The organism is Cellulomonas sp. ACRRI (assembly GCF_022346185.1).
GTDB lineage: Bacteria > Actinomycetota > Actinomycetes > Actinomycetales > Cellulomonadaceae > Cellulomonas.
Map to the genome: position 1 here is coordinate 20,663 of NZ_JAKRMS010000022.1, position 19,808 is coordinate 40,470.

General features: G+C 75.0%; 17 protein-coding genes, 1 other RNA gene and 1 pseudogene. 5 read left to right on the forward strand and 14 right to left on the reverse strand.

The window, feature by feature from the left end:
* Positions 1 to 11: 11 nt before the first annotated feature.
* The 4 genes from MHY85_RS06620 to MHY85_RS06635 all read right to left on the reverse strand — a co-directional run bounded on the left by MHY85_RS06620 (position 12) and on the right by MHY85_RS06635 (position 3,659).
* Positions 12 to 1,091, reverse strand: a complete 1,080-nt coding sequence (locus tag MHY85_RS06620) for an ATP-dependent DNA ligase (RefSeq protein ID WP_239194406.1) — start codon at positions 1,089 to 1,091, stop codon at positions 12 to 14.
* A gap of 47 nt (positions 1,092 to 1,138) precedes the next feature.
* Positions 1,139 to 1,891: a histidine phosphatase family protein gene (locus MHY85_RS06625; protein ID WP_239194408.1), complete on the reverse strand. Its 753-nt coding sequence runs from the start codon at positions 1,889 to 1,891 to the stop codon at positions 1,139 to 1,141.
* 62 nt (positions 1,892 to 1,953) lie between these two features.
* Positions 1,954 to 2,688, reverse strand: a complete 735-nt coding sequence (locus MHY85_RS06630) for an ABC transporter permease (RefSeq protein WP_239194410.1) — start codon at positions 2,686 to 2,688, stop codon at positions 1,954 to 1,956.
* Complete coding sequence (locus MHY85_RS06635; protein WP_239194412.1) at positions 2,685 to 3,659, reverse strand: ABC transporter ATP-binding protein; 975 nt, start codon at positions 3,657 to 3,659, stop codon at positions 2,685 to 2,687. The genes MHY85_RS06630 and MHY85_RS06635 overlap by 4 nt, the downstream gene beginning before the upstream one ends.
* A 196-nt stretch (positions 3,660 to 3,855) precedes the next feature.
* On the opposite strand from MHY85_RS06635, the gene MHY85_RS06640 reads away from it, so the two are divergent.
* Positions 3,856 to 4,665, forward strand: coding sequence for a TetR/AcrR family transcriptional regulator (locus tag MHY85_RS06640; protein WP_239194414.1), 810 nt, complete (start codon positions 3,856 to 3,858; stop codon positions 4,663 to 4,665).
* A gap of 33 nt (positions 4,666 to 4,698) precedes the next feature.
* On the opposite strand, the gene MHY85_RS06645 is transcribed toward MHY85_RS06640, so the two are convergent.
* Entirely contained in the window at positions 4,699 to 5,223 is a 525-nt protein-coding gene (locus MHY85_RS06645; protein WP_239194416.1) for a DUF6328 family protein, read from the reverse strand.
* 217 nt (positions 5,224 to 5,440) lie between these two features.
* Here MHY85_RS06645 and ssrA point away from each other — a divergent pair.
* Positions 5,441 to 5,808: a transfer-messenger RNA gene (gene ssrA, locus MHY85_RS06650) on the forward strand.
* Between the two features lie 47 nt (positions 5,809 to 5,855).
* Here the strand turns inward: ssrA and MHY85_RS06655 are convergent.
* Complete coding sequence (locus tag MHY85_RS06655; RefSeq protein ID WP_239194418.1) at positions 5,856 to 6,311, reverse strand: MarR family winged helix-turn-helix transcriptional regulator; 456 nt, start codon at positions 6,309 to 6,311, stop codon at positions 5,856 to 5,858.
* A 46-nt stretch (positions 6,312 to 6,357) separates the two neighbouring features.
* Between MHY85_RS06655 and MHY85_RS06660 the strand changes: the two are divergent.
* Positions 6,358 to 6,708 (forward strand): annotated as a pseudogene (locus tag MHY85_RS06660) (VOC family protein); the annotation flags it as partial.
* A 63-nt stretch (positions 6,709 to 6,771) separates the two neighbouring features.
* Here MHY85_RS06660 and MHY85_RS06665 read toward each other — a convergent pair.
* Entirely contained in the window at positions 6,772 to 7,203 is a 432-nt protein-coding gene (locus MHY85_RS06665) for a hypothetical protein (RefSeq protein ID WP_239194463.1), read from the reverse strand.
* Positions 7,204 to 7,373: 170 nt separating this feature from the next.
* Here MHY85_RS06665 and MHY85_RS06670 point away from each other — a divergent pair, with 170 nt between their 5' ends.
* Positions 7,374 to 10,013, forward strand: coding sequence for a right-handed parallel beta-helix repeat-containing protein (locus MHY85_RS06670; protein WP_239194420.1), 2,640 nt, complete (start codon positions 7,374 to 7,376; stop codon positions 10,011 to 10,013).
* A gap of 59 nt (positions 10,014 to 10,072) precedes the next feature.
* Here MHY85_RS06670 and MHY85_RS06675 read toward each other — a convergent pair whose 3' ends face one another.
* From MHY85_RS06675 to MHY85_RS06700, 6 genes are all read right to left on the reverse strand, one after another.
* Positions 10,073 to 10,834, reverse strand: coding sequence for an ABC transporter ATP-binding protein (locus tag MHY85_RS06675; RefSeq protein ID WP_239194422.1), 762 nt, complete (start codon positions 10,832 to 10,834; stop codon positions 10,073 to 10,075).
* Entirely contained in the window at positions 10,831 to 11,892 is a 1,062-nt protein-coding gene (locus tag MHY85_RS06680) for an iron chelate uptake ABC transporter family permease subunit (protein WP_239194424.1), read from the reverse strand. Before MHY85_RS06680 ends, MHY85_RS06675 begins: the two co-directional genes overlap by 4 nt.
* Positions 11,885 to 12,877 carry an ABC transporter permease gene (locus tag MHY85_RS06685; protein ID WP_239194426.1) on the reverse strand — a complete coding sequence of 331 codons (993 nt, stop codon included), beginning with the start codon at positions 12,875 to 12,877 and terminating at the stop codon, positions 11,885 to 11,887. The genes MHY85_RS06680 and MHY85_RS06685 overlap by 8 nt, the downstream gene beginning before the upstream one ends.
* Positions 12,874 to 13,878, reverse strand: coding sequence for a siderophore ABC transporter substrate-binding protein (locus tag MHY85_RS06690; protein ID WP_239194428.1), 1,005 nt, complete (start codon positions 13,876 to 13,878; stop codon positions 12,874 to 12,876). The genes MHY85_RS06685 and MHY85_RS06690 overlap by 4 nt, the downstream gene beginning before the upstream one ends.
* Positions 13,879 to 13,982: 104 nt before the next feature.
* A complete protein-coding gene (locus MHY85_RS06695) occupies positions 13,983 to 16,349 on the reverse strand; it encodes an arylsulfatase (RefSeq protein WP_239194451.1) in 2,367 nt (788 codons plus the stop codon).
* 104 nt (positions 16,350 to 16,453) lie between these two features.
* Positions 16,454 to 17,428 (reverse strand): formylglycine-generating enzyme family protein, encoded by a 975-nt coding sequence (locus tag MHY85_RS06700; RefSeq protein ID WP_239194454.1) that lies wholly within the window; start codon positions 17,426 to 17,428, stop codon positions 16,454 to 16,456.
* 85 nt (positions 17,429 to 17,513) lie between these two features.
* On the opposite strand from MHY85_RS06700, the gene MHY85_RS06705 reads away from it, so the two are divergent.
* The gene (locus tag MHY85_RS06705; protein WP_239194457.1) at positions 17,514 to 18,287 is read left to right on the forward strand and encodes a DUF429 domain-containing protein; all 774 of its coding nucleotides are present in this window, start codon (positions 17,514 to 17,516) and stop codon (positions 18,285 to 18,287) included.
* Here MHY85_RS06705 and MHY85_RS06710 read toward each other — a convergent pair.
* The gene (locus MHY85_RS06710; RefSeq protein ID WP_239194460.1) at positions 18,188 to 19,687 is read right to left on the reverse strand and encodes an FAD-binding oxidoreductase; all 1,500 of its coding nucleotides are present in this window, start codon (positions 19,685 to 19,687) and stop codon (positions 18,188 to 18,190) included. The genes MHY85_RS06705 and MHY85_RS06710 overlap by 100 nt on opposite strands.
* Between the last annotated feature and the right edge of the window lie 121 nt (positions 19,688 to 19,808).

Sequence of the window (19,808 nt, forward strand, 5' to 3'; positions counted from 1 at the left end):
GCGCCGAGCGGTCAGGCCGGCGGCGCGAGGATCTCCGACAGCCGGAAGTTCACCGGCTCCTCCAGCTGCGCGTAGGTGCAGGTGGCCGGGTCGCGGTCGGGGCGCCACCGCTTGAACTGGGCGGTGTGCCGGAACCGGTCGCCCTCCATGTGGTCGTAGGCCACCTCGACCACGAGCTCCGGGCGCAGCGGGACGAACGACAGGTCCTTGCTCGCGTTCCACCGGCTCACCGCGCCCGGCATCCGCTTCCCCTCGTGCGCCGACTGGTCGGCCCAGTCGCCCCACGGGTGCCGGGACAGGTCGTCGGCGCGCAGCGGCGCCAGCTCCTCGACGAGCGCCGTGCGCCGGGCCATCGGGAACGACGCCGCCACGCCGACGTGCTGCAGCCGGCCGTCGTCGGTCCACAGGCCCAGCAGCAGCGAGCCGAGCACGTCGCCGGACTTGTGCCAGCGGAAGCCCGCCACGACGCAGTCCGCGGTGCGGGCGTGCTTGACCTTGAACATCGTGCGCTTGTCCGGCTGGTACGTGCCGTCCAGCGGCTTGGCGACGACGCCGTCGAGCCCCGCGCCCTCGAACTGCGTGAACCACTGCTGCGCCACCGCGAGGTCGCCGGTCGCGGGCGTGACGTGCACGCGGGGGTCGTCGCCGGTGATCGTCGCGCCGAGCGCGTCCACCAGCCGCGCGCGCCGGTCGCCGAACGGGGTGCGCATCAGGTCCTCGTCGCCGAGTGCGAGCAGGTCGAACGCCACGAACGACGCGGGCGTCTCGCCCGCGAGCAGCCGGACCCGGCTCTCCGCCGGGTGGATCCGCTGCTGCAGCGCGTCGAAGTCGAGCCGGTCGCCCCGGACGATCACGATCTCGCCGTCGAGCACGCACCGCTCCGGGGTCGAGGCCCGGATCGACTCGACCAGCTCGGGGAAGTACCGGGTCATCGGCTTGCCGTTCCGGCTGCCGAGCACCACCTCGTCGCCGTCCCGGAACACGATGGTGCGGAACCCGTCCCACTTGGGCTCGGTGTGGCCGAGGTCCGGGATCTCGGGCACGGCCTTGGCCAGCATCGGGGACACGGGCGGCATCACGGGCAGGTCCATGGCGCCCATCCTGCTCGGCGGCGGCGCGGCGGGCCAGGGGTGGCGCGTCAGCCCGCGTCCGGTCGCTCCGGCGACCGCACCGGCTGCTCCGTGCCCGGCACCGGCAGCCCCGGCGCGCCCTGCGCCGCGGGGTCGAACCCGAACGTGCGCACCTCCCGCTCGCCGTCCGGCCCGATCCGCACCGTCGACACGCTCGCGTTCGCCAGCGGGTCCATCGGGACGGTCCCGGCCATCGCGAGATAGGCCAGCAGGGTCACGCCGTGGCTGACCACGAGGACGTCGCCGCCGCCCGCGTGCTCCCGCTCGATCCGCCCGAACGCGTCGGCGACGCGCTCCAGGTAGTCGGTGGTGCGCTCCGCGCCGGGCAGCCCGGGGTACGTGCCGGTGAGGATGCCGCCGAACAGCTCGACCGGGTCGCCGAGCGCCAGCAGCTCCGCCTCGGGCCGCGCCTCCAGGTCGCCGAAGTGCATCTCCCGCAGGCCGGGGTCCGTGGTGAGCCCGACGCCGGGGTGCGGTGCGAGGAGCTCGCGCGCGGTGGCGACGGTCCGGCCCGCGGGGCTCGCGTACGCGGCCGTGAACGTCCTGCCCGCGAGCACCCGCGCCGTCGCGCGCACGCCGGTCAGGCCGTCCTGGGTGAGCGGGGAGTCCGACCAGCCCTGCAGCAGCCGGGCGGTGTTGAACTCCGTGCGACCGTGCCGCACCAGGTAGAGCGTGGTGGTGCCGTCCGGCGCGGCCTCGTCGTCGAGGCGGGTGGCCGGGCCGTGCTCCGCCGCGCCGGCGGACGTCGCGAGGAAGGGCATGCCCGCGATCCTAGGCACGGTCCCGCCGCCCGTGGCGGGGAGGCGGGACCGTGCGACCGGCGCTACGCCCGGCGGCGCAGCGCCCAGGTCGCGCCCGCCACGGACGCGGCGCACCAGGCGAGCAGCACGGCGAGCGATCGGCCCGGCATCGAGAACGTGTCGTGCGCGAGCCCGGAGCGGATGAGCTGGGCCATCGGCTCGAACGGGAACCACTCGTGCGCCGTCTGCAGCCAGGCGGGCATCCGGTCGGCCGGGAAGCTGACGGGCGTGAACAGCAGGATCACGAACACGAGCACCTGGGTCATCAGCATGGCCAGGGTCGGCTTGAGCAGCGACGCCATGCCGTAGCCCACCGCCGCCGCGGTCAGCGACACCAGCAGCGTCGCGGGCACCAGCCACGGCGCCGGGGACAGGTGGACGTCGAACCGCAGCACGCCGGTGACGATGCCGAGCACCATGCCCGGCAGGGCGATGAGCGTCCAGACCAGCAGGTCGCTGACCAGGAACGACCCGCGCGGGACCGGCAGCGTGCGCATCCAGTCGAGGCTGCCCTCGGTGCGGGACTGGGAGAGCATCTGCGGGGTCATCACCAGCCCGACCATGACGAGCGTGATGGTCGGTGCGCCGGTCGCGAGGTAGAGCGCCTGCTCGGGCGGCGGGTCGCCGATGACGAGCCCGAAGCCGAGGATCGTGGCGATCGCGAGGAACACCTGCACCACGACGAGCAGCGGCAGCATCGTCGCCTGGCGGCGGAACTGCCACTGGGTGAGCAGCAGCGTCTGCTGGACGGTGGTCACGCCGCCACCCCCGCGGTCTCGCCGTGCGGGGCGTGCTCGTGGCCGACCAGGTCGACGTACACGTCCTCGAGCGACGCCGGCGTCAGCGCGTACCGCTCGAGGCGGTGGGCCGCGACCTCGCCCTGCGCCCACCGGACGACGTCCGCGGCGTCGGCGGCGCCCACGGTCCCGACCTCGCGGCCGCGCGCGCCGGACACCGCCCGTACGGCGGGGTGCCACCGCCAGCCGGCGTCGACGGCGCCGGGGGAGAGGTCCGCCTCGACGGTGAGCGTGCCCTGCAGGTGCGCGGTGAGCCCGGCGGGGGTGTCGTCCGCGAGCACCCGGCCGCGGTCGAGCACGGCGAGCCGGTCGACCACCCGCTCCGCCTCGCGCACGTTGTGGGTGACCAGCAGCACGGCCCGGCCCTCGTCGGCGAGCGCGCGGATCTGGCCCCAGAGCAGTCGGCGGCGGACCGGGTCGACGTCGTTGGTCGGCTCGTCCAGCACCACCAGCCGGCCCGGGGCGACCACCGTCATCGCGAACGCGGTGAGCCGCGCGATGCCGCCGGACACCTTCTCGGCCGGGGTGTCGGCCCACGGTCGCAGGTCGAGCGCGTCCAGCAGCTCGTCCGTCCGGGCCCGCACGGCGGTGCGCTCCGCGCCGCGGATGCGCCCGACCAGCTCGATCGCCCGGCGCGGCGTCAGGCCGGTGATCGGGACGTTCGCCTGGGCCTGGATGCAGGTCCGGCGCCGCGCCTCGGCGGGCTGCGCGACCGCGTCCACGCCGTCGAGGTGGATCGTGCCCGCGTCCGGGCGGACCAGCCCGACCACCTGGTTCACCAGCGTCGTCTTGCCCGCGCCGTTGTGGCCGAGCAGGCCGACGACCTGGCCGGCCGCCACCTCCAGGTCGATCCCGTCGTTCGCCTGCACGCCGCCGCGCCCGCGGTACCGCTTCCGCAGCCCGCGGACGGTCAGCACCGTCGCTGCGCCCATCTCCGCACTCCCTCGTTCGTCCGACCCGACCGCTCGCATACCGATCGGTACATGCTGGAACGTAGCAGGATGTCGACGGGGATACCAGACGGTATCCAGATCGGGTTGTGCGGCGTCCGTGCAGGTAGCACGGCTGACTGCCGCCGGGGCGAGGTCCGACATACCGATCGGTACGCGGTCGGGCTACGATGACGGCATGGCGCGCAGGCAGGACGACGAGACCCCCGACGGCGGGACCACGGACGACTCGATCGGCGCCGCGACCCGCGCGCTCGCCGACGCCACCGCCGCGCTCACCCGCCTGATCGGCCGGCAGGTGCAGTCCGTCGTCCCCGAGGTGTCGGACGCGGTCGCGGCGAGCCTGCGCGAGGCGTCCCGCGGGCTCGCGGACGCCTCCGAGAGCGTCGGCCGACGGACCGGCGGGCGCGCGGAGGAGCGCCGCACCGAGCGGGCGAACCGCACCCGCGAGGAGCTGCTCGACGCCGCGGCGCGGGCCTTCGCCCGCCACGGCTACGAGGGCGCGGCGCTCGGCGACATCGCCGCCGACGCCGGGTACACCAAGGGCGCCGTGTACGCGCACTTCGGCTCCAAGCACGAGCTGTTCCTGGAGGTCGCCCGCCGGCAGATCGCCGCCGCGCCCGCCCAGCCCTGCCTGCCCGACCTCGGGGCCGAGGGTCTGGAGGGGGAGCTGTCCGACGCGCTGCACGGCATGGTCGACGAGGACCAGCTGCTGCTCGCGCTCGAGATCCTGTCGTTCGCCGTCCGGCACCCGGAGGCGCGCGCCGAGATCGGCGCGTTCTACGAGGACGGGTTCGCTGAGCTCGCGGGGCAGGTGGGCCGCGCCCGGCACCCCGCGGCCCCGGCGCCGGTCGAGGCCGACTGGGACACGGCGCTCGCCGTCGTCAGCGTGTCCAACATCGCGCTGCTGCTCGGCGCGGTGACCGGCTCGCCGCACGCGTCCCCCGCGGCGGGCTCCCGGGTGATCGCGCGCCTGCTCCGGGGCTGACCGGGGCCCGTCGCGCCCACGGCGCGCGCGGAGTCAGTCGGCCTCCTGCCGAGCGCGCCGCGACAGGCGCAGCGGGAGGACGAGCCACACCACGGCCAGGCCGACGATCGTGGCGCCGCCCGCGACCAGGCCGGCGGTCCGGCCCACGACCACGTCGAACAGCAGCAGCGCGGACCCGGCGAGCACGAGCGCCAGCGCGGCGAGCCCCGTCTGGGCCATCCGGTCCGCGGAGTCCACCAGCTCCCGCTTGAGGTGCCGGCGGAACAGGATCCGGTGCAGCGACACGGGAGCCACGATGAACCCCGTCGCCGTCACCGCCAGCACCACCAGGACCAGGTAGACCGTCTTCTGGTAGTCGTCCAGGTCGAGGAACCGCTGCTGGAACGGCACCGTCAGCAGGAAGCCGGTGAGGATCTGCACGCCGGTCTGCGCGACGCGCAGCTCCTGGAGCAGCTCGTTCCAGTTGCGGTCCATCCGCTCGGTGGGCGTCTCGTGGCGGCCGTCGCGGGGGTCGGCGTCGCGGTCCTCGGGACGGGTGGTGTCGGCGTGCTGCGGCATGGTCGGTCCTTCGCGCGGTGCGCGCCGCCCGGGTCCTCGGCGGCGTCTGAGCCGATGGTGCCGCGACCGGTCGCGCGCCGCAGGTCGAGCGGCCACGGCCGCGGGAATCACGGTGCGGCCCTCCGCGTTGGACACGTATGCTGGACCTGCTGCAGCCGACGGCCGGGACCCCCACGGGGTGAGCGGACGGGGGCGGCGGCGATTGACAACTCCACATGGGGGTGATCGGTTTCGACGGTGATCGTCGAGCCAGGAGAAGCGGGCCGAGGACACACGGTTATCTCGCTAACGCTCCGTGTAAACCCATAGGTGCCGATAACAAGCGCACCGACTTCGCCCTCGCCGCCTGAGCGAGCCTCGAAGTCCGTCAGCCTGAGCTAGCTTCCGACTCAGATCCTGGCGTCATCTAGGGAGCCACTGCTCGCAGTCCTCGTCACCGGGGCTGCGGGGACTTTCAGGTGACTGAGCCCGTCCGCGACTTGTCTGCGTGATCGCGGGGGCTGAGAAAAGCAGCTGCAGACTGCGCCCGGAGAAGCCCTGGTTCCACGTCATCGGACGCGGGTTCGATTCCCGCCACCTCCACTCGAGTGCCGAGAGGCCCGTCCCCGTCCCGGGGGCGGGCCTCTCGCGCGTCACCCGTCGGCGAGCAGCGCGTCCCGGCTCGCGGTGAGCGCGTCGCGCAGGGCCGCGCGCTGCGCCGGGTCGAGCCCCGACAGCATCCGGGCGGTGACCCCGGCGACGCGCTCCTGCGCCGCGGTGAGCGCGCCGGTGCCGGCCGGCGTCAGGACGGTGGCCCGCTCGCGGCGCGGACCCGGGTCGCCCGCCCGCTCGACCAGCCCGTGCCGCTCCAGGCCCTGCACCAGCACGTTCATCGACTGCCGCGAGACGAACGTCCGTCGGGCGAGCTCGGAGCCGGTGATGCCCGGCGTCGCCTGCAGGGTGCTGAGGCAGGCGTACTGCGACACCGTCAGCCCGAGCGGTCGCAGCACCTCGTCCATCCGCTGGTTCAGCGCGGCCTGGGTGGCCTTGAGCAGGATGCCGAGCTCCTGGGCGAGCGCGGCGTCCGCGGCGTCGTCGGCGTCGTTCATGTCAGCATCTTGACACATGCCGGGGAACCAGTGTCAGGATGTTGACATGAACGCCTCGACCGCCCGCACGTCCGGACCCGACTTCGTCTCCTTCCAGGTGCGCGACCTTCCCGCCTCCGCCGACTTCTACGAGCGGCTCGTGGGGCTCACCCGCCTCCCGGCGCCGAACCCGCAGGCCGTCGTCTTCTCGGACGGCGCCGTCTCCTTCGCGGTGCGGGAGCCGTTCCCGGGCGTGGACCTCGATGCGGCCGGGGCGCTCGGTGCCGGCGTGGGCGTGTGGTTCCACCACCCGGACGCGGCGGGGCTGCACGACCGGCTCGTCGCGGCCGGCGTGCCGGTCGTGCAGCCGCCGTCCGAGACCCCGTTCGGGACGACGTTCGCGTTCCGCGACCCCGACGGCTACGTGGTGACCATCCACTCGAAGGCCAGACCTTCCACTCCCGGCGACCGGGGCCCCGCGTCACCCCAGGTCGCGCGCGGCGTCCTCGTACCAGCGCAGCCACGCCGCCCCGGCCTCCCCGGTGCGCCGGCGCAGCGCGGTCCGCGGCAGCTCCATCGGGCGCAGGTCCACCCAGCCGCGGTGGTCCAGGCCCGGCAGGGTCCGGGGCGACCGCGCGTAGCCGTCGCGCCCGTCCTGGTCCCGCGAGGTCAGCCGGACCACCGCGCACCGCCGCCCGCGCGCCGCGAGCACCACGACCGGCCGGTCCTTGGCGCCGGTCCCGTCCCGGAACGGCACCATCGCGAACCACACGTCACCCCGGCGCGCCCGCGGGGCCCCGGCGCGGCCGAGCAGCCGCAGCACCAGGACCACCGCGCCCGCGAGCAGCACCAGCAACCACGGGCGGTCGGCGACGAGGTCGGCGAGGGCGCCGGGCACGAGCTGGTCGGTCATGCAGGGGAGTGTGGCAGGCCGACGCCCCCGGTCCCGCGCGGCAGCGCGGCGCGACATCCGGCGTTGACGGCCGTCGGGGCTGCTCGTTAGGTTCTCAGGAACCGGTTTCTCGTCCCGGACGGGGCACAGCCGCACACCGGGTCCACGACGACGTCGTCGAAGGAGCACGCGTGCGCGCCCGTCCCCGTCCCACCCCGCCCGTCCTCGGAGCCGCCGTGCTCGCCGTGGTGCTCGTGTGCGCCCCGGCCGCCGTCGCCGCGCCTCCGCCCGACGACCCGGAGCCGCGCGCGTGGCGCTCCGCCTTCGTCGGCAACGTCTCGGGCTCCGGCGCCGACGCCGGGTCGGTGGAGGTCCTCGACGACGGAGCGGTGCGGCTGACCTCGGTCGACGGCAAGATCGCCGAGTCCGAGGACGGGTTCGTCTACCACTACACGGAGATCGACCCGGCGACGGAGAACTTCACGCTCACCGCGACGTTCCACGTCGACGACGCCTCCGCGGTGGACAACCAGAGCGGCTACGGCGTGATCGCCCTGGACACGTTCGTGCCGGGCAGCAAGGGCGCGCGGTACTTCAACTCGGCCGCGGCCGCGTTCGCCCGGCAGACCGACCCGGAGACCGGCCAGTTCCGGTACGGCACGGCCGGCGGGCGGTTCGTCTCCGGCTACACCGAGGCGCCGGACGTCGCGTCCACCGCGCGCTCCGTGCGGGACTCGGCGGCGTTCGACTGGGGCTTCCGGTCCGACCTCGTGACCGAGCAGAACGCCAACCCGCCGAAGATCCTGACCGGCGACACGTTCACGCTCACGCTGCGCCGGTCGAACACCGGGTTCCACGCCTGGCTCGGCGACGACGTGGACCGCCAGGTGATCGCGTACGACCCGGCCATGCTGCTGCAGCAGACCGACGACGCGATGACCGTGGGGGTGTTCGCGGGGCGCAAGATCCAGGTGACCGTCACGGACCTGCGCCTGACCACGGTGCACCCCGACGACGACGATCCCGCGGTGCCCCGACCGGTGACGGTCCTGGAGCCCGCCCTGGCGCTCGACTCGGCCGCCACGACCCCGTCGCGGGACTACGCACCGGGGTTCACGTCGAACGTCCGCGGCGCGGTGCACGTGCGGGACGCGGCCGGCGCCGTGCTGGGCGGCCCGGTGCCGGCCGCGCCGGGCATCCCCGCCCGCGTGCCCCTGCGCCTGCCGGACGGGAGGTCCGACCTCACCGCCGTGCTCGAGCCCGCGCCGGAGGCCGAGCAGGAGCTCGACGAGGGCGTCCGGCTCGGCTCGACGGAGCCGGTGCCGCTGCCGGTCGCCCTGGAGGTCCGGCGGTACGGGGTGCCCGGCGACGCGCTGCACGTCGCGCCGGTCGTGGCCGCGGACGTCGCGCACGGCGGGGTCGTCGGCTCGCCCGACGGCACGGGCACCCGGGCGGCGCCGCTCGACCTCGCCACCGCGCTCGCCTTCGCCCAGCCCGGGCAGCAGGTCGTGCTGCGCGGCGGCACCTACTGCCCCGAGCGGGCGGTGGTGATCCCGCGGGGACGCGACGGGACCGCCGACGCGCGCATCCTGCTCACCTCGGCGCCCGGCGAGCACGTCGTGGTCGACCTGTCCGGCTCGCCCGACGGCGGGTTCGTGCTCCGCGGCGACTTCTGGCACGTGCACGACCTCGAGGTGACCGGCGCCCGCGGGCGGCAGAAGGCGTTCTCCGTCATGGGGAACGACAACGTCGTCGAGCGGCTGCACACCCACCACAACGGCAACACGGGGCTGCAGATCTCCGGCGACGACACCGAGCCGCGGTCGATGTGGCCGGCGCGCAACCTCGTGCTGTCCAGCGTCTCGCACCACAACGCCGACCCGGAGCGCAACGACGCCGACGGGTTCGCCGCCAAGCTCACCGTCGGCGACGGCAACGTGTTCCGGTACTGCATCGCGCACCACAACGTGGATGACGGGTTCGACCTGTACGCCAAGTCCACCCTCGGGCCGCACGGGTCGGTGGCGATCGAGCACTCGGTCGCCTACCGGAACGGCTACCTGACCGACGACCCGGCGGAGGTCTCGGGCCAGAGCGGCAAGGGCTTCAAGCTCGGCGGCGAGTCGATCCCGCTCGGCAACGTGCTGACGAACTCGGTGGCCTACGGCAACGTCACCCAGGGCGTGTCCAGCAACTCCAGCCCGGACGGCTCGGTGCACGGGGTCACCGCGTACGCCAACGAGCAGAACAACCTCACGCTGTCCACGACCACGCACCCGGTGACCGACTACCGGGTCACCGGGTTCCTCTCGGCCGGACCGCGCGGCGCCGACCAGATCTCCCTCCGCGACCAGGTGGACACGATCCGGACGGACCCGAGCAACTACCTGGACGGCAGCAACGCGCTCGGGGTGCCGGTGCGGGACGACTGGTTCGTCAGCCTGGACACGTCGGTCGAGCCGACCATCGCGGCCGACGGCAGCGTCGACATGCACGGACTGCTGGAGCTGACCGCCGCGGCGCCGGTGGGGACCGGGGCGCGGCTGGCGCCGAACCCGAACCCGACCGAGATCCTGCTCGGGCCGGAGCCGGGGGCGCGGGCACCGGGCGGGGGCGAGGTGCCGGGCGGACCGGATGCACCGGGCGCGCCGGTGCCCGGCCTGCCCGGGACCGACCCCGGCTCGGGCGGCGCCCGCGGCGTGGCGGACCCGGCCGACCCGGGGGCGCTCGCGGCGACCGGTGCGCACGCCGGTCAGGTCGCCGTGCTCGCGGCCCTGCTGCTCGGGGGCGCCGCGGCGGCGCTGGCCGGGCGACGGCGGGCGGCGTCCTGACGCCGGCCCGGGTCGTGCGGGCGGGTCGCCCGGGCCCGGCACGACCCGGACGACCCACCTCACGCCCGGTAGTACACCGCCAGCGGGTACCCCGGCCCCTCGACCACGGTCACCGGCGTCGCGAACACGTCCGACAGCACCGCGTCCGTCATCACCTCGCGGGGCGTCCCGACGTACCGGACCCGCCCCTCGGTCATCGCCACCACCCGGTCCGCGTACGCCGAGGCGAAGTTGATGTCGTGCACGACCAGCACCACGGTCTTGCCGAGCTCGTCGGCGGCGCGGCGCAGCCGGGCCATCATCGCGACGGCGTGCTGCATGTCGAGGTTGTTGAGCGGCTCGTCCAGCAGCACGTACTCGGTGTCCTGCGCGAGCACCATCGCCACGTACGCGCGCTGCCGCTGCCCGCCGGACAGCTCGTCGAGGTACCGGTGCTGCAGGTCGGCGAGGTCGAGGAACCCGAGCGCGGTGTCCACCGCGGCCTCGTCGTCGGCGGTGAGCCGGCCCTGGGAGTGCGGGAACCGGCCCAGGCGCACGAGCTGCCGCACGGTCAGCCGGGCGACGAAGTGGTTCTCCTGCCGCAGGATCGCCAGCCGCCGCGCGAGGTCGCGGGGCCGCGCGGTGACCACGTCGAGTCCGCCGACCGTCACGCGGCCGGTGTCCGCGCCGAGGAGCCGACCGACGATCGTCAGCATGGTCGACTTGCCGGCGCCGTTCGGGCCGATGAGGGCGGTCACGCCGCCCGTGGGGATCTCGAGGTCGACCGGTCCGAGGGCGTGGACGTCCCCGTAGGTCTTGGCGACGCCGTCGAGGGTGATCACCGCAGGCCCTTCCGCAGCAGGTGGACGAGGAACACCAGGCCGCCGCCGAGCTCGATGATGACCGAGACGAGGCCGCCGGCGTAGAACACGTGCCGCAGCACGAGGTAGGCGAGCAGGAGCGTGGCGGACGCGACGGCGACGACCATCGGCAGGGTCTGCGCGTGCCGGCTGGTGCCGACGACCTGGTAGGTGAGCATCGCGACGACGAACCCGAAGAACGTCATCGGGCCGACCATCGACGTCGACACGGAGATGAGCACGGCGACCAGGACCAGCGTCAGCAGCACCTCGCGCTGGTGCCGCACCCCGAGGCTGGTCGCCGTCCCGCGGCCGAGCGCCACGACGTCGAGGACGTGCCGGCGCCGCCACAGCACGGTGCCGACGACGACGCAGACCAGCGCGCCCCACGGCAGGTAGGAGGCGTCCGAGACGCTGATGTTCCCGAACAGCCGGGCCGACAGGATGTCGAACTCGCTCGGCGTGAGCAGCCGCTGCATGAACGTCGACAGCGAGCCGAACCCCATGCCGAGCACCACGCCGACCAGCAGGAGCAGGTGCAGGTCCGCCCGCGTCCCGGTGAACAACCACCCGTAGAGCAGCGACGCGACGCCGACCATGAGCAGGCTCTGCAGGGCGATCTTGCCGAGACCGTCCGTGGCCGCGAGCGTGCCCGCGCCGAACAGGAACACCAGCGCCGTCTGGATGACCCGGTACATGGCGTCGAAGCCGAGGATCGACGGGGTGAGGATCCGGTTGTTCGTGACCGTGTGGAACACGACGGTCGCGACACCCTGGCAGAACGCGACGACCAGGATCGTGCCGACCGACGCGAACCGGCTGCGGACGATGACCCAGAAGCCCGGCGAGCCCGGGGGAGCGGGGTTGCCGTAGGTCAGGACGCCGACCGCCGCCGCGAGGGCGACGAGCGTGACGACCGCGAGCCGGACGCCGTACGAGCCGGCGACGGCCCGCAGCCGCGCGGCGCGCGCGGGCGGCGCCGCGCGACCGGCCGGCGTCGCGGGTGCGGGAGCCGGGGACGTGGTCGCGACCTCAGCCACGGCGCCGCACCCGCAGGACGAGCGCGATGAACGCGGCCGCGCCGACCAGGCCGAGCACCATCGCGACGGGCACCTCGAACGGCATCCGCACGGTCCGCCCGACCAGGTCGCAGGCGGTGACCAGCGCGACGCCGCCCAGGCAGACCCACGGCAGGTTCGAGCGCAGGTCGTCGCCGCGGAGCAGGGAGACCACGTTGGGCACGACGAGACCGAGGAACGGCAGGAAGCCGACGACGACGGTCGTGACGCCGGAGGCCACGGCGACCAGCGCGGTCCCGACCAGGATCAGCCGGTCGTAGCGCAGCCCCAGGCCGGTCGCGACGTCCCGGCCGAGCCCGGCGACCGTGAGCCGGTCGGCGAGGACGAAGATCGCGACGCACACGGCGGCGACCACCCACAGCACCTCGTACTGCCCGCGGACCACGCTGGTGAAGCTGCCCATGAACCAGGTGCCGAGCAGCTGCAGGTAGTTCGTCGAGACGGCGATCAGCGTGGTGACGGAGCTGACCACGGCACCCAGCATGATCCCGACCACCGGCACGACCAGCGTGGAGCGCACCTGGACCCGGCGCAGGACCGCCAGGAACACCATGGTCCCGGCGAACGCGGCGAGGCTGGCGATCGCCATCCGGGTCGCGATGCCCGCCGAGGGCAGCAGGATCACCGAGAGCAGCAGGCCGAGGGCCGCCCACTCGCTGGTGCCGCTGGTGGTGGGCTCGACGAACCGGTTCTGGGTGAGCTGCTGCAGCACCAGGCCGCTCACGGCCATCGCGCTGCCGGCCAGCACGAGCGCGAGCGTCCGCGGGACGCGGGTGATGAGGAACATCTCCCCGCCGCCGTCCGCCCGCAGGTCGTAGACGCCGACGAGCAGCGACGCGACGACGAGCGCGAGCGTGACCAGCCCGGCGGCGAGGAGCGGCGCGCCGGACCGCCGCCCCGGGCGGGTGCCCGGGGCGGCGTCCGCCGCCGGAGGTGCGAGGGTCACGCGGCGTCGGAGAAGGCCTGGGCCACCTGCTCGTACAGCGCGGTGTAGGCCTGGATGTCCTCGGTCAGGTAGAAGTCCGGGTCGAGGTAGATCACCTGGTCCTGCGCGACGGCGGTGACGCCCTGCAGCGCCTCGGAGCCGCCGATGAGCTCGGCCGCCGGGCGGTACTCGCCCTCGCCGACGCCCGCGCCGTCGCGGTCGAGCACGATGATCCAGTCCGGGTTCGCGGCGGCGATCGCCTCGACGCTGATGTCGTCGCCGTGCGACGTGTCCTCGGCCGCCTGCTCGATGGCGGGCCGCAGGCCGAGCGTCGGGAACAGGGTGCCGATGCTGCGGCCGGTGACCGGCGCGCTGTAGGAGATCTCGCCGCCCGAGGTGATCAGGCCGACGACGGTGCTCTCGCCGTCGTACGCCGCCGCGGCGTCCGCGATCGCCTGCTCGTAGTCCGCGACGATCTGCGCGGCCTCGTCCTCGCGGTCGAAGATGCGGCCGAGCGCCTCGACCTGGCGGACGAGCTCGTCGGACTGCTCCTCGCCGTCGCGCGGGTGCAGCTCGATCACGACCGCGTCCGGGTTCTGGGCCACGATGTCGTCGTAGCTGTCGGAGAACCGGTAGCCGCCGATGATCAGGTCCGGCTCCGCCGCGACGACCGACTCCAGGTCCGGCTCCCGGTGCGTGCCGACGTCCAGCACCGAGTCGTCCTCGGTGTACTCGGGCCACAGGCCGTCGCCCATGATGCCCTTGGGCGCGGCGACCAGCGGGACGTCCCAGGCCGACAGCGTCTCGAACACGTGGTTGTCGAGCGCGACGACGCGCTCCGGGTTCACGGGGACCTCGACGCTGCCGTGGTTGTCCTCGATCGTGACCGTCGTCGGCGTCGCGGTGGTCTCGGCCGCGTCGGTGCCGGCGTCGGCGGTGCCGCCGCACGCCGCGAGGGCGAGGGCGAGCGGTGCGGCCGTCAGGACGGCGGCGAACCGGCGTGCGGGGGTGCGCGTGGGCATGGGTGTGGCTCCAGGGAGTCGGTGACAGGGACCAGCGGCCGAAGTAAGGGCAACCTATCCTTACTAGCGCCTGTCGCGTCAACCTCGTCCGGGGCCGGCGCCGGTCACTGCCGCGCCATCGCCACCCGCATCCGCTCCTCCGCGCTCACGACGTGGTCGGCGTCCAGCGGCCCGACGTCCAGCTGCACCCAGTGGATCCGCCCGGTGAACCGGCTGGTGGCGGTGGTGTAGCCGGAGCCGACCGGCGTGCCGGTGTCGCGGCCGACGTCGGTCGTCTCGTCCGCCGAGAACACCAGCGGCTGCGTGGCCTCCACCCGGCCGGCGCCGACCGGCGCCCCGTCGACGTACAGGGTGACGTCGCCGCCGCGCCCCGGGCCGCCGCCGTCGTACGCGAGCTCGACCCGGAGCTGGTGCAGCCCCTCGGGGGCCGGGGAGCCGGCCGTGACGACGAACTCCCGGAGGCCGAGCACGTTGTAGACGAACGCGAGCCGGCCGTCGGCGCAGTACGCGGCCCAGCCGCCGAACCTGCCGCCCTGCGCGATGAGCACGCCGCGGGCGCCGCCGGCCGGGACGTCGACCTCGGCGGTCACGGCGAACGACCGGTTCTTGATCGACACGACGCTGTTCTCAGACAGGCGGCCCATCCCCGGGTAGAAGAGCTGGGTGTCCCCGCGCACGAGGGTCGGTCGGCCCGCCGCGGCCGGGTCGAGGCGCTCGGACGTGCGGTCGTCCAGGGGCAGCACGCGGTGCCGGACGGCCTCGATCAGCCAGAGCCGCTGCAGCCGGGCGAGGAGGTCCGGGCGCTCGGCCGCCAGGTCGTGGGCCTGGCTGAAGTCGCTCCGGCCGTCGTAGAGCTCCCACACGTCCTCGTCGAACGGCGGGAGCGTGCCGCCGACCATGACCCACGGGGTGCGGTGCTTCGTGACGGCGCTCCAGCCCCGGTGGTAGATCCCGCGGTTGCCGAACATCTCGAAGTACTGCAGGTCGTGCCGCTCGGGGGCCGTGGCCTCGCCGAAGGCGTACAGCATCGACGTGCCCTCGATCGGGGCCTGCTGGACGCCGTCGACCGAGACGGGCTCGGGGAGCCCCGCCGCCTCCAGGATCGTCGGCGCGATGTCGACCACGTGCGTGAACTGCGACCGCAGCCCGCCGGGCTCGGCGATGCCGGCGGGCCAGTGCACGACCGTCCCGTTGCGGGTGCCGCCCCAGTGCGACGCCACCTGCTTCGTCCACTGGTACGGGGTGTCCATCGCCCACGCCCAGCCCACCGCGTAGTGGTTGTACGAGCTGGGGGAGCCGAGCTCGGCCATCCGGCTGCGCAGGAACTCCGGCGTCTCGAGCGCGGCCATCCCGTTGAAGTTGGCCATCTCGTTGAACGCGCCGTTGACCGTGCCCTCCGCCGACGCGCCGTTGTCGCCGAGGATGTAGTAGACGATCGTCCGGTCCAGCTCGCCCAGCTCCTCGAGGGTGTCGACGAGCCGCCCCACCTGGGCGTCGGTGTGCTCGAGGAACCCCGCGTAGGTCTCCATCTGCCGGGCCAGCACGGGCTTGAGGTCCTCCGGCATCGCGTCCCAGGCCGGGATCTCCTCGTGCCGGGGCGTCAGCTCGGCGTCCGGCGGGACCACGCCGAGCTCGACCTGGCGCGCGAAGGTCCGCTCCCGCTGGACGTCCCAGCCGTCGTCGAACTGGCCGGCGTACCGGTCGATCCAGGCGGCGTCGACGTGGTGCGGGGCGTGGGTGGCGCCCGGGGCGAAGTAGACGAAGAACGGCCGGTCCGGCGTGAGGGCGCGCTGCATGCGCATCCACGCGGTCGCGCGGTCGGCGAGGTCCTCGGTGAGGTGGTAGCCCTCCTCGGGCGTCGCCGGCGGCTCGACAGGCGTCGTGCCCTCGTACAGCGCCGGGTCCCACTGGTTGTTCTCGCCGCCGATGAAGCCGTAGAACGTCTCGAACCCGCCGCCGCCCGTCGGCCAGGCGTCGAACGGCCCGACCGGCGACGTCTGCCACACCGGCACCTCGTGGCACTTGCCGAACTGCGCCGTCGCGTAGCCGTTCAGCCGCAGGGTCTTCGCGAGCGGGGCCATCGTGTTGGGGCGCAGGGACGAGTTGCCGGGCGCGGACGTCGCCGTCTCCGTGATGCTGCCCATCCCGACCGAGTGGTGGTTGCGGCCCGTCAGCAGAGCCTGCCGCGTCGGCGCGCAGAGCGCGGTGGTGTGGAACCGGTTGAACCGCAGCCCGCCGGCGGCGAGCCGGTCGGCCGTCGGGGTCCGGCACGGGCCGCCGAACGTGCTGGGCGCGCCGAAGCCGACGTCGTCCAGCAGCACCACGAGCACGTTCGGCGCGCCCTCCGGCGGCAGCAGCGGCTCGATGGGCGGGAACGCCGTCTCGGGGTCCTTGGCGTCGTAGGTGACGAGCCCCGTCGGCACCCGGTCCGGGATCGGCAGGATCGTGCGGGCGTGCGTGTCGGGGCGCATGGCGGGTCTCCAACGGGTCGGGGCACGTGCCTCGCACGCTACGGAGGCCGGGTGCGGGGTCGCCTCACCCGCGACGGGCGTCCCGGCGACCACCGGTCGCGGCGTCAGGCGTCCGCGGCGCACCGGAACCCGACGTTCCCGGCGGCCGAGTCCGGTGTGCTCGAGCTGCGGGCGTCGACGCGGTACCGGAAGCAGTACGACGCGTGGCACAGGTACGACCCCCCGCGCAGCACGCGCCGGTCACCGCGCGCGGGACCTCGCGGGTCGGTGCGCGGGCCGGCGCGGTAGGTGTCCGCGGCGAACCAGTCGCCGCACCACTCCCACACGTTGCCGGTGGTCCCGGACAGCCCGAAGCCGTTCGGCGGGTAGGCGTCGACCGGCGCCGTGCCGGCGTAGCCGTCCTCGGCGGTGTCGCGCGCGGGGAAGTCGCCCTGCCAGACGTTCATCCGGTGCCGGCCGCCCGGTTCGCGCTCGGCGCCCCACGGGTAGTGCACGCCGGTCAGGCCGCCGCGCGCCGCGTACTCCCACTCCGCCTCCGTGGGCAGGCGCCCGCCCGCCCACGCGGCGAACCGCGCCGCGTCGTCCCAGGTCACGTGCACGACGGGGTGGTCGGCGATCCCGTCCAGGTCCGAGCGGGGCCCGCGCGGGTGCCGCCAGTCGGCTCCCTCGACCTGCCGCCACCACGGCGCCCCGACCACGCCGCGCGTCGGCGGGAAGTCGTCGGGGAGCAGGCCCGCGAACACGAACGACCACCCGTCGCGCTCGGCCTGCGTCACGTGGCCGGTCGCGGCGGCGAACGCGGCGAACCGCGCGTTCGTCACCGCGGTGGCGTCGATCCGGAACGGGGCCAGGCGGACGCGGTGCGCCGGGCCCTCGCCGTCCTCCGGGTAGCCGTCGGGACCGTCGTGGCCCATGACGAACTCGCCGCCGGGGAGGGCGAGGAGGTCGGCGGCGGTGCCGGGGGTGCGGGCGGCCGCGGGGCCGGGTGCCGACGACGCGTCGCCGGTGGTGCGCGGTGCGGGGCCGGGGGCGCAGCAGGCATGCGGGTGCTCGTGGCCGGGGTGCGGGTGCGCGGTCATGCGCCGATCCCACCGCGCGGGCGCGTGACCGGGCGTCGCCCGGCCGGGGTGAGGCACGGTCCGGGTCCTCCGTAGGCTCGGGCGCGTGACGACCACCGCGCTGCACGTCGGCCTCGACCTCGCGTGGTCCACCGGCGTCACCGGTCTCGCGGTCGTCGACGACGCCGGCCGCCTGCTCGACTCGGGGTCGTGCCGCACCGACGACGAGATCGCGGCGTGGCTGGGCCGCCTCGACGGCACGGTCGCGGTGGTCGGCGTCGACGCCCCGCTGGTCGTGCCGAACGCGACCGGGCAGCGCGAGGCGGAGCGGGCGATCGGGCGCGCGTTCGGCGCCTACGGCGCGTCGGCGCACACGGCCAACCGGGGCACCTCCGGGGGAGCGGACCCGCGCGCGTGGCGGCTGGCCGAGCGGTTCGGCTGGGCGGTCGACCCGGCGACCCCGGTGGGCGGCGCGGGCCGCACGGTCTGCCTCGAGGTGTACCCGCACCCCGCGCTGGTCGCCCTGTTCGGGCTGCCGTACCGGCTGGACTACAAGAGGGGTCCGCGAGAGCGGCGGCGGGCCGGGTTCGCGGCGCTCGTCGGGCACCTGGAGTCGGTGCCGGGGCTGCGGGTGGGCGACAGCCCGCGGTGGGCGCACCTGCGCGCGGTGGTCGCGGACCCGGGGCCGGGCGACCTCGACCGGGTGGAGGACGAGCTCGACGCGGTGCTGTGCGCGCACCTGGCCTGGCTGTGGCACCACCGGCCCGGGGCGCTCGTCGTCTACGGGTCCGCGGACGCGGGGTACGTCGTCGCCCCGCCGCCGCCCACGCACGCCGCCGTCCGGCCGCCGCGTCCGCCGCGGGCGGGTGCGCGGCGATGACGCCCGCGCCCCGTCCGCGGGGCGAGGTCACCCGCCGGCGGCACGTTCTGGTTCCGCCGGAACAGGTTGCCGGGGTCGTACGCCGCCTTGACGGCCGCCAGCCGGTCCCACGTCGCGCCCGGGTACGCCGCGCGCACCCGCTCCGGTCCCTCGTCGCCGAGGAAGTTCACGTACGCGCCCGCGTCGCCCTGGTCGAGCAGCGCGACCGTGTCCTCGACCCACGCGGTGCGGGCCGCCCGGTCCTGCGGACCCGTCACGAACGCCGCGACGTTCCCCATGAGCCGGCTCGACCGGTGCGCGAACGCGGTGGCGTCCGCCGGCACCCGCCCGATCGCCCCGCCGAGCGCCCGCAGCTGGACGACCCGCATCCCGTCGAGCTGCCCGAGCCGCTCGACGACGGCCTCGGCCAGCGGCAGGTCGACGTCGTCCAGCAGCAGCGTGCGGGCCACGGCGGTCGGGTGGTACTCCGGGTCGCCGGGCGGGAACAGCTCGGGGTAGGCGACCGGGCGGACCAGGTCGGCGATCGGCTCGGCGAGCGCGCGGACCGGCGCGAGCGCGGCGTCGGCGCCCTCCGCGGGTCCGGACCAGCAGACCAGCGCCATCACCGACAGCACGCCGTGCCGCTCCGCGGGCACGAACGGCAGCGGCGGGCACGGCATCACGTTCACGATCGCGGTGAGCGCGTCGGGACCGTCCCGCAGCGCCGCGACGAACCCGGCGAGCACCGCCGGCGTCGCGGGCAGCAGCAGCATCCCGCCGGTCACGCCGTCGAGCGGGTGCAGCCGGAACCGCAGCCGGGTCACGACCCCGAAGTTCCCGCCACCCCCGCGCAGCGCCCAGAACAGGTCGGGGTGCTGGTCGGCGTCCGCGCGCACCACCCGGCCGTCCGCGAGCACCACGTCGGCGGCCAGCAGGTTGTCCACCGTGAGGCCGTGCGACCGGGACAGGAAGCCGACCCCGCCGCCCAGGGTGATGCCCGAGACGCCGACCGAGCCCGTGTCGCCGAACCCGACCGCGAGCCCGTGCGCCGCCGTGGCGGCCGTGGTCTCGCCGGCGGTCGCGCCGGCCTGGACCCACGCCGTGCGGTCCCCGGGGTCCACGTCGACGGCGCGCATGTCGCGCAGGTCGATCACCAGGCCGTCGTCGACCGTGCCGTGCCCCGCACCGCTGTGCCCGCCGCTGCGCACCGCGAGCGGCAGGCCGGTGTCCCGGGCGAACGCGACCGCCGCGGCCACGTCCGCGTCGTCGTGCGGTCGGGCGATCACCGCGGGGCGCGGGTCGACGCCGCCGAGGACGACCACCCGGAGGGCGTCGTAGTCCGGGTCGCCCGGCTCCACGACGCGGCCCGAGAACCGGGCGCGCAGGCCGTCGACGTCCTGGGTGCTCACCGATGCGGTCATGCGGGCGCTCCTTCGCGCTGCGGCTGGTGCGGCGGCGGGGACGCCTCCCAGCGTTCTCCTGGTCGTGGTGCGGCAGCAAGGGGTTTGCCGGGGCGGATCGGGGCCGGGGTCTGCCGCGCGG

Bases quoted from the DNA above. Each gene is read 5' to 3' on its own strand.
- MHY85_RS06640 (WP_239194414.1), top strand. From the start codon at position 3,856: ATGGCGCGCAGGCAGGACGACGAGACCCCCGACGGCGGGACCACGGAC.
- MHY85_RS06665 (WP_239194463.1), bottom strand. From the start codon at position 7,203: ATGACCGACCAGCTCGTGCCCGGCGCCCTCGCCGACCTCGTCGCCGAC.
- MHY85_RS06625 (WP_239194408.1), bottom strand. From the start codon at position 1,891: ATGCCCTTCCTCGCGACGTCCGCCGGCGCGGCGGAGCACGGCCCGGCC.
- MHY85_RS06695 (WP_239194451.1), bottom strand. From the start codon at position 16,349: ATGCGCCCCGACACGCACGCCCGCACGATCCTGCCGATCCCGGACCGG.
- MHY85_RS06700 (WP_239194454.1), bottom strand. From the start codon at position 17,428: ATGACCGCGCACCCGCACCCCGGCCACGAGCACCCGCATGCCTGCTGC.
- MHY85_RS06635 (WP_239194412.1), bottom strand. From the start codon at position 3,659: ATGGGCGCAGCGACGGTGCTGACCGTCCGCGGGCTGCGGAAGCGGTAC.
- MHY85_RS06710 (WP_239194460.1), bottom strand. From the start codon at position 19,687: ATGACCGCATCGGTGAGCACCCAGGACGTCGACGGCCTGCGCGCCCGG.
- MHY85_RS06620 (WP_239194406.1), bottom strand. From the start codon at position 1,091: ATGGACCTGCCCGTGATGCCGCCCGTGTCCCCGATGCTGGCCAAGGCC.
- MHY85_RS06690 (WP_239194428.1), bottom strand. From the start codon at position 13,878: ATGCCCACGCGCACCCCCGCACGCCGGTTCGCCGCCGTCCTGACGGCC.
- MHY85_RS06645 (WP_239194416.1), bottom strand. From the start codon at position 5,223: ATGCCGCAGCACGCCGACACCACCCGTCCCGAGGACCGCGACGCCGAC.
- MHY85_RS06655 (WP_239194418.1), bottom strand. From the start codon at position 6,311: ATGAACGACGCCGACGACGCCGCGGACGCCGCGCTCGCCCAGGAGCTC.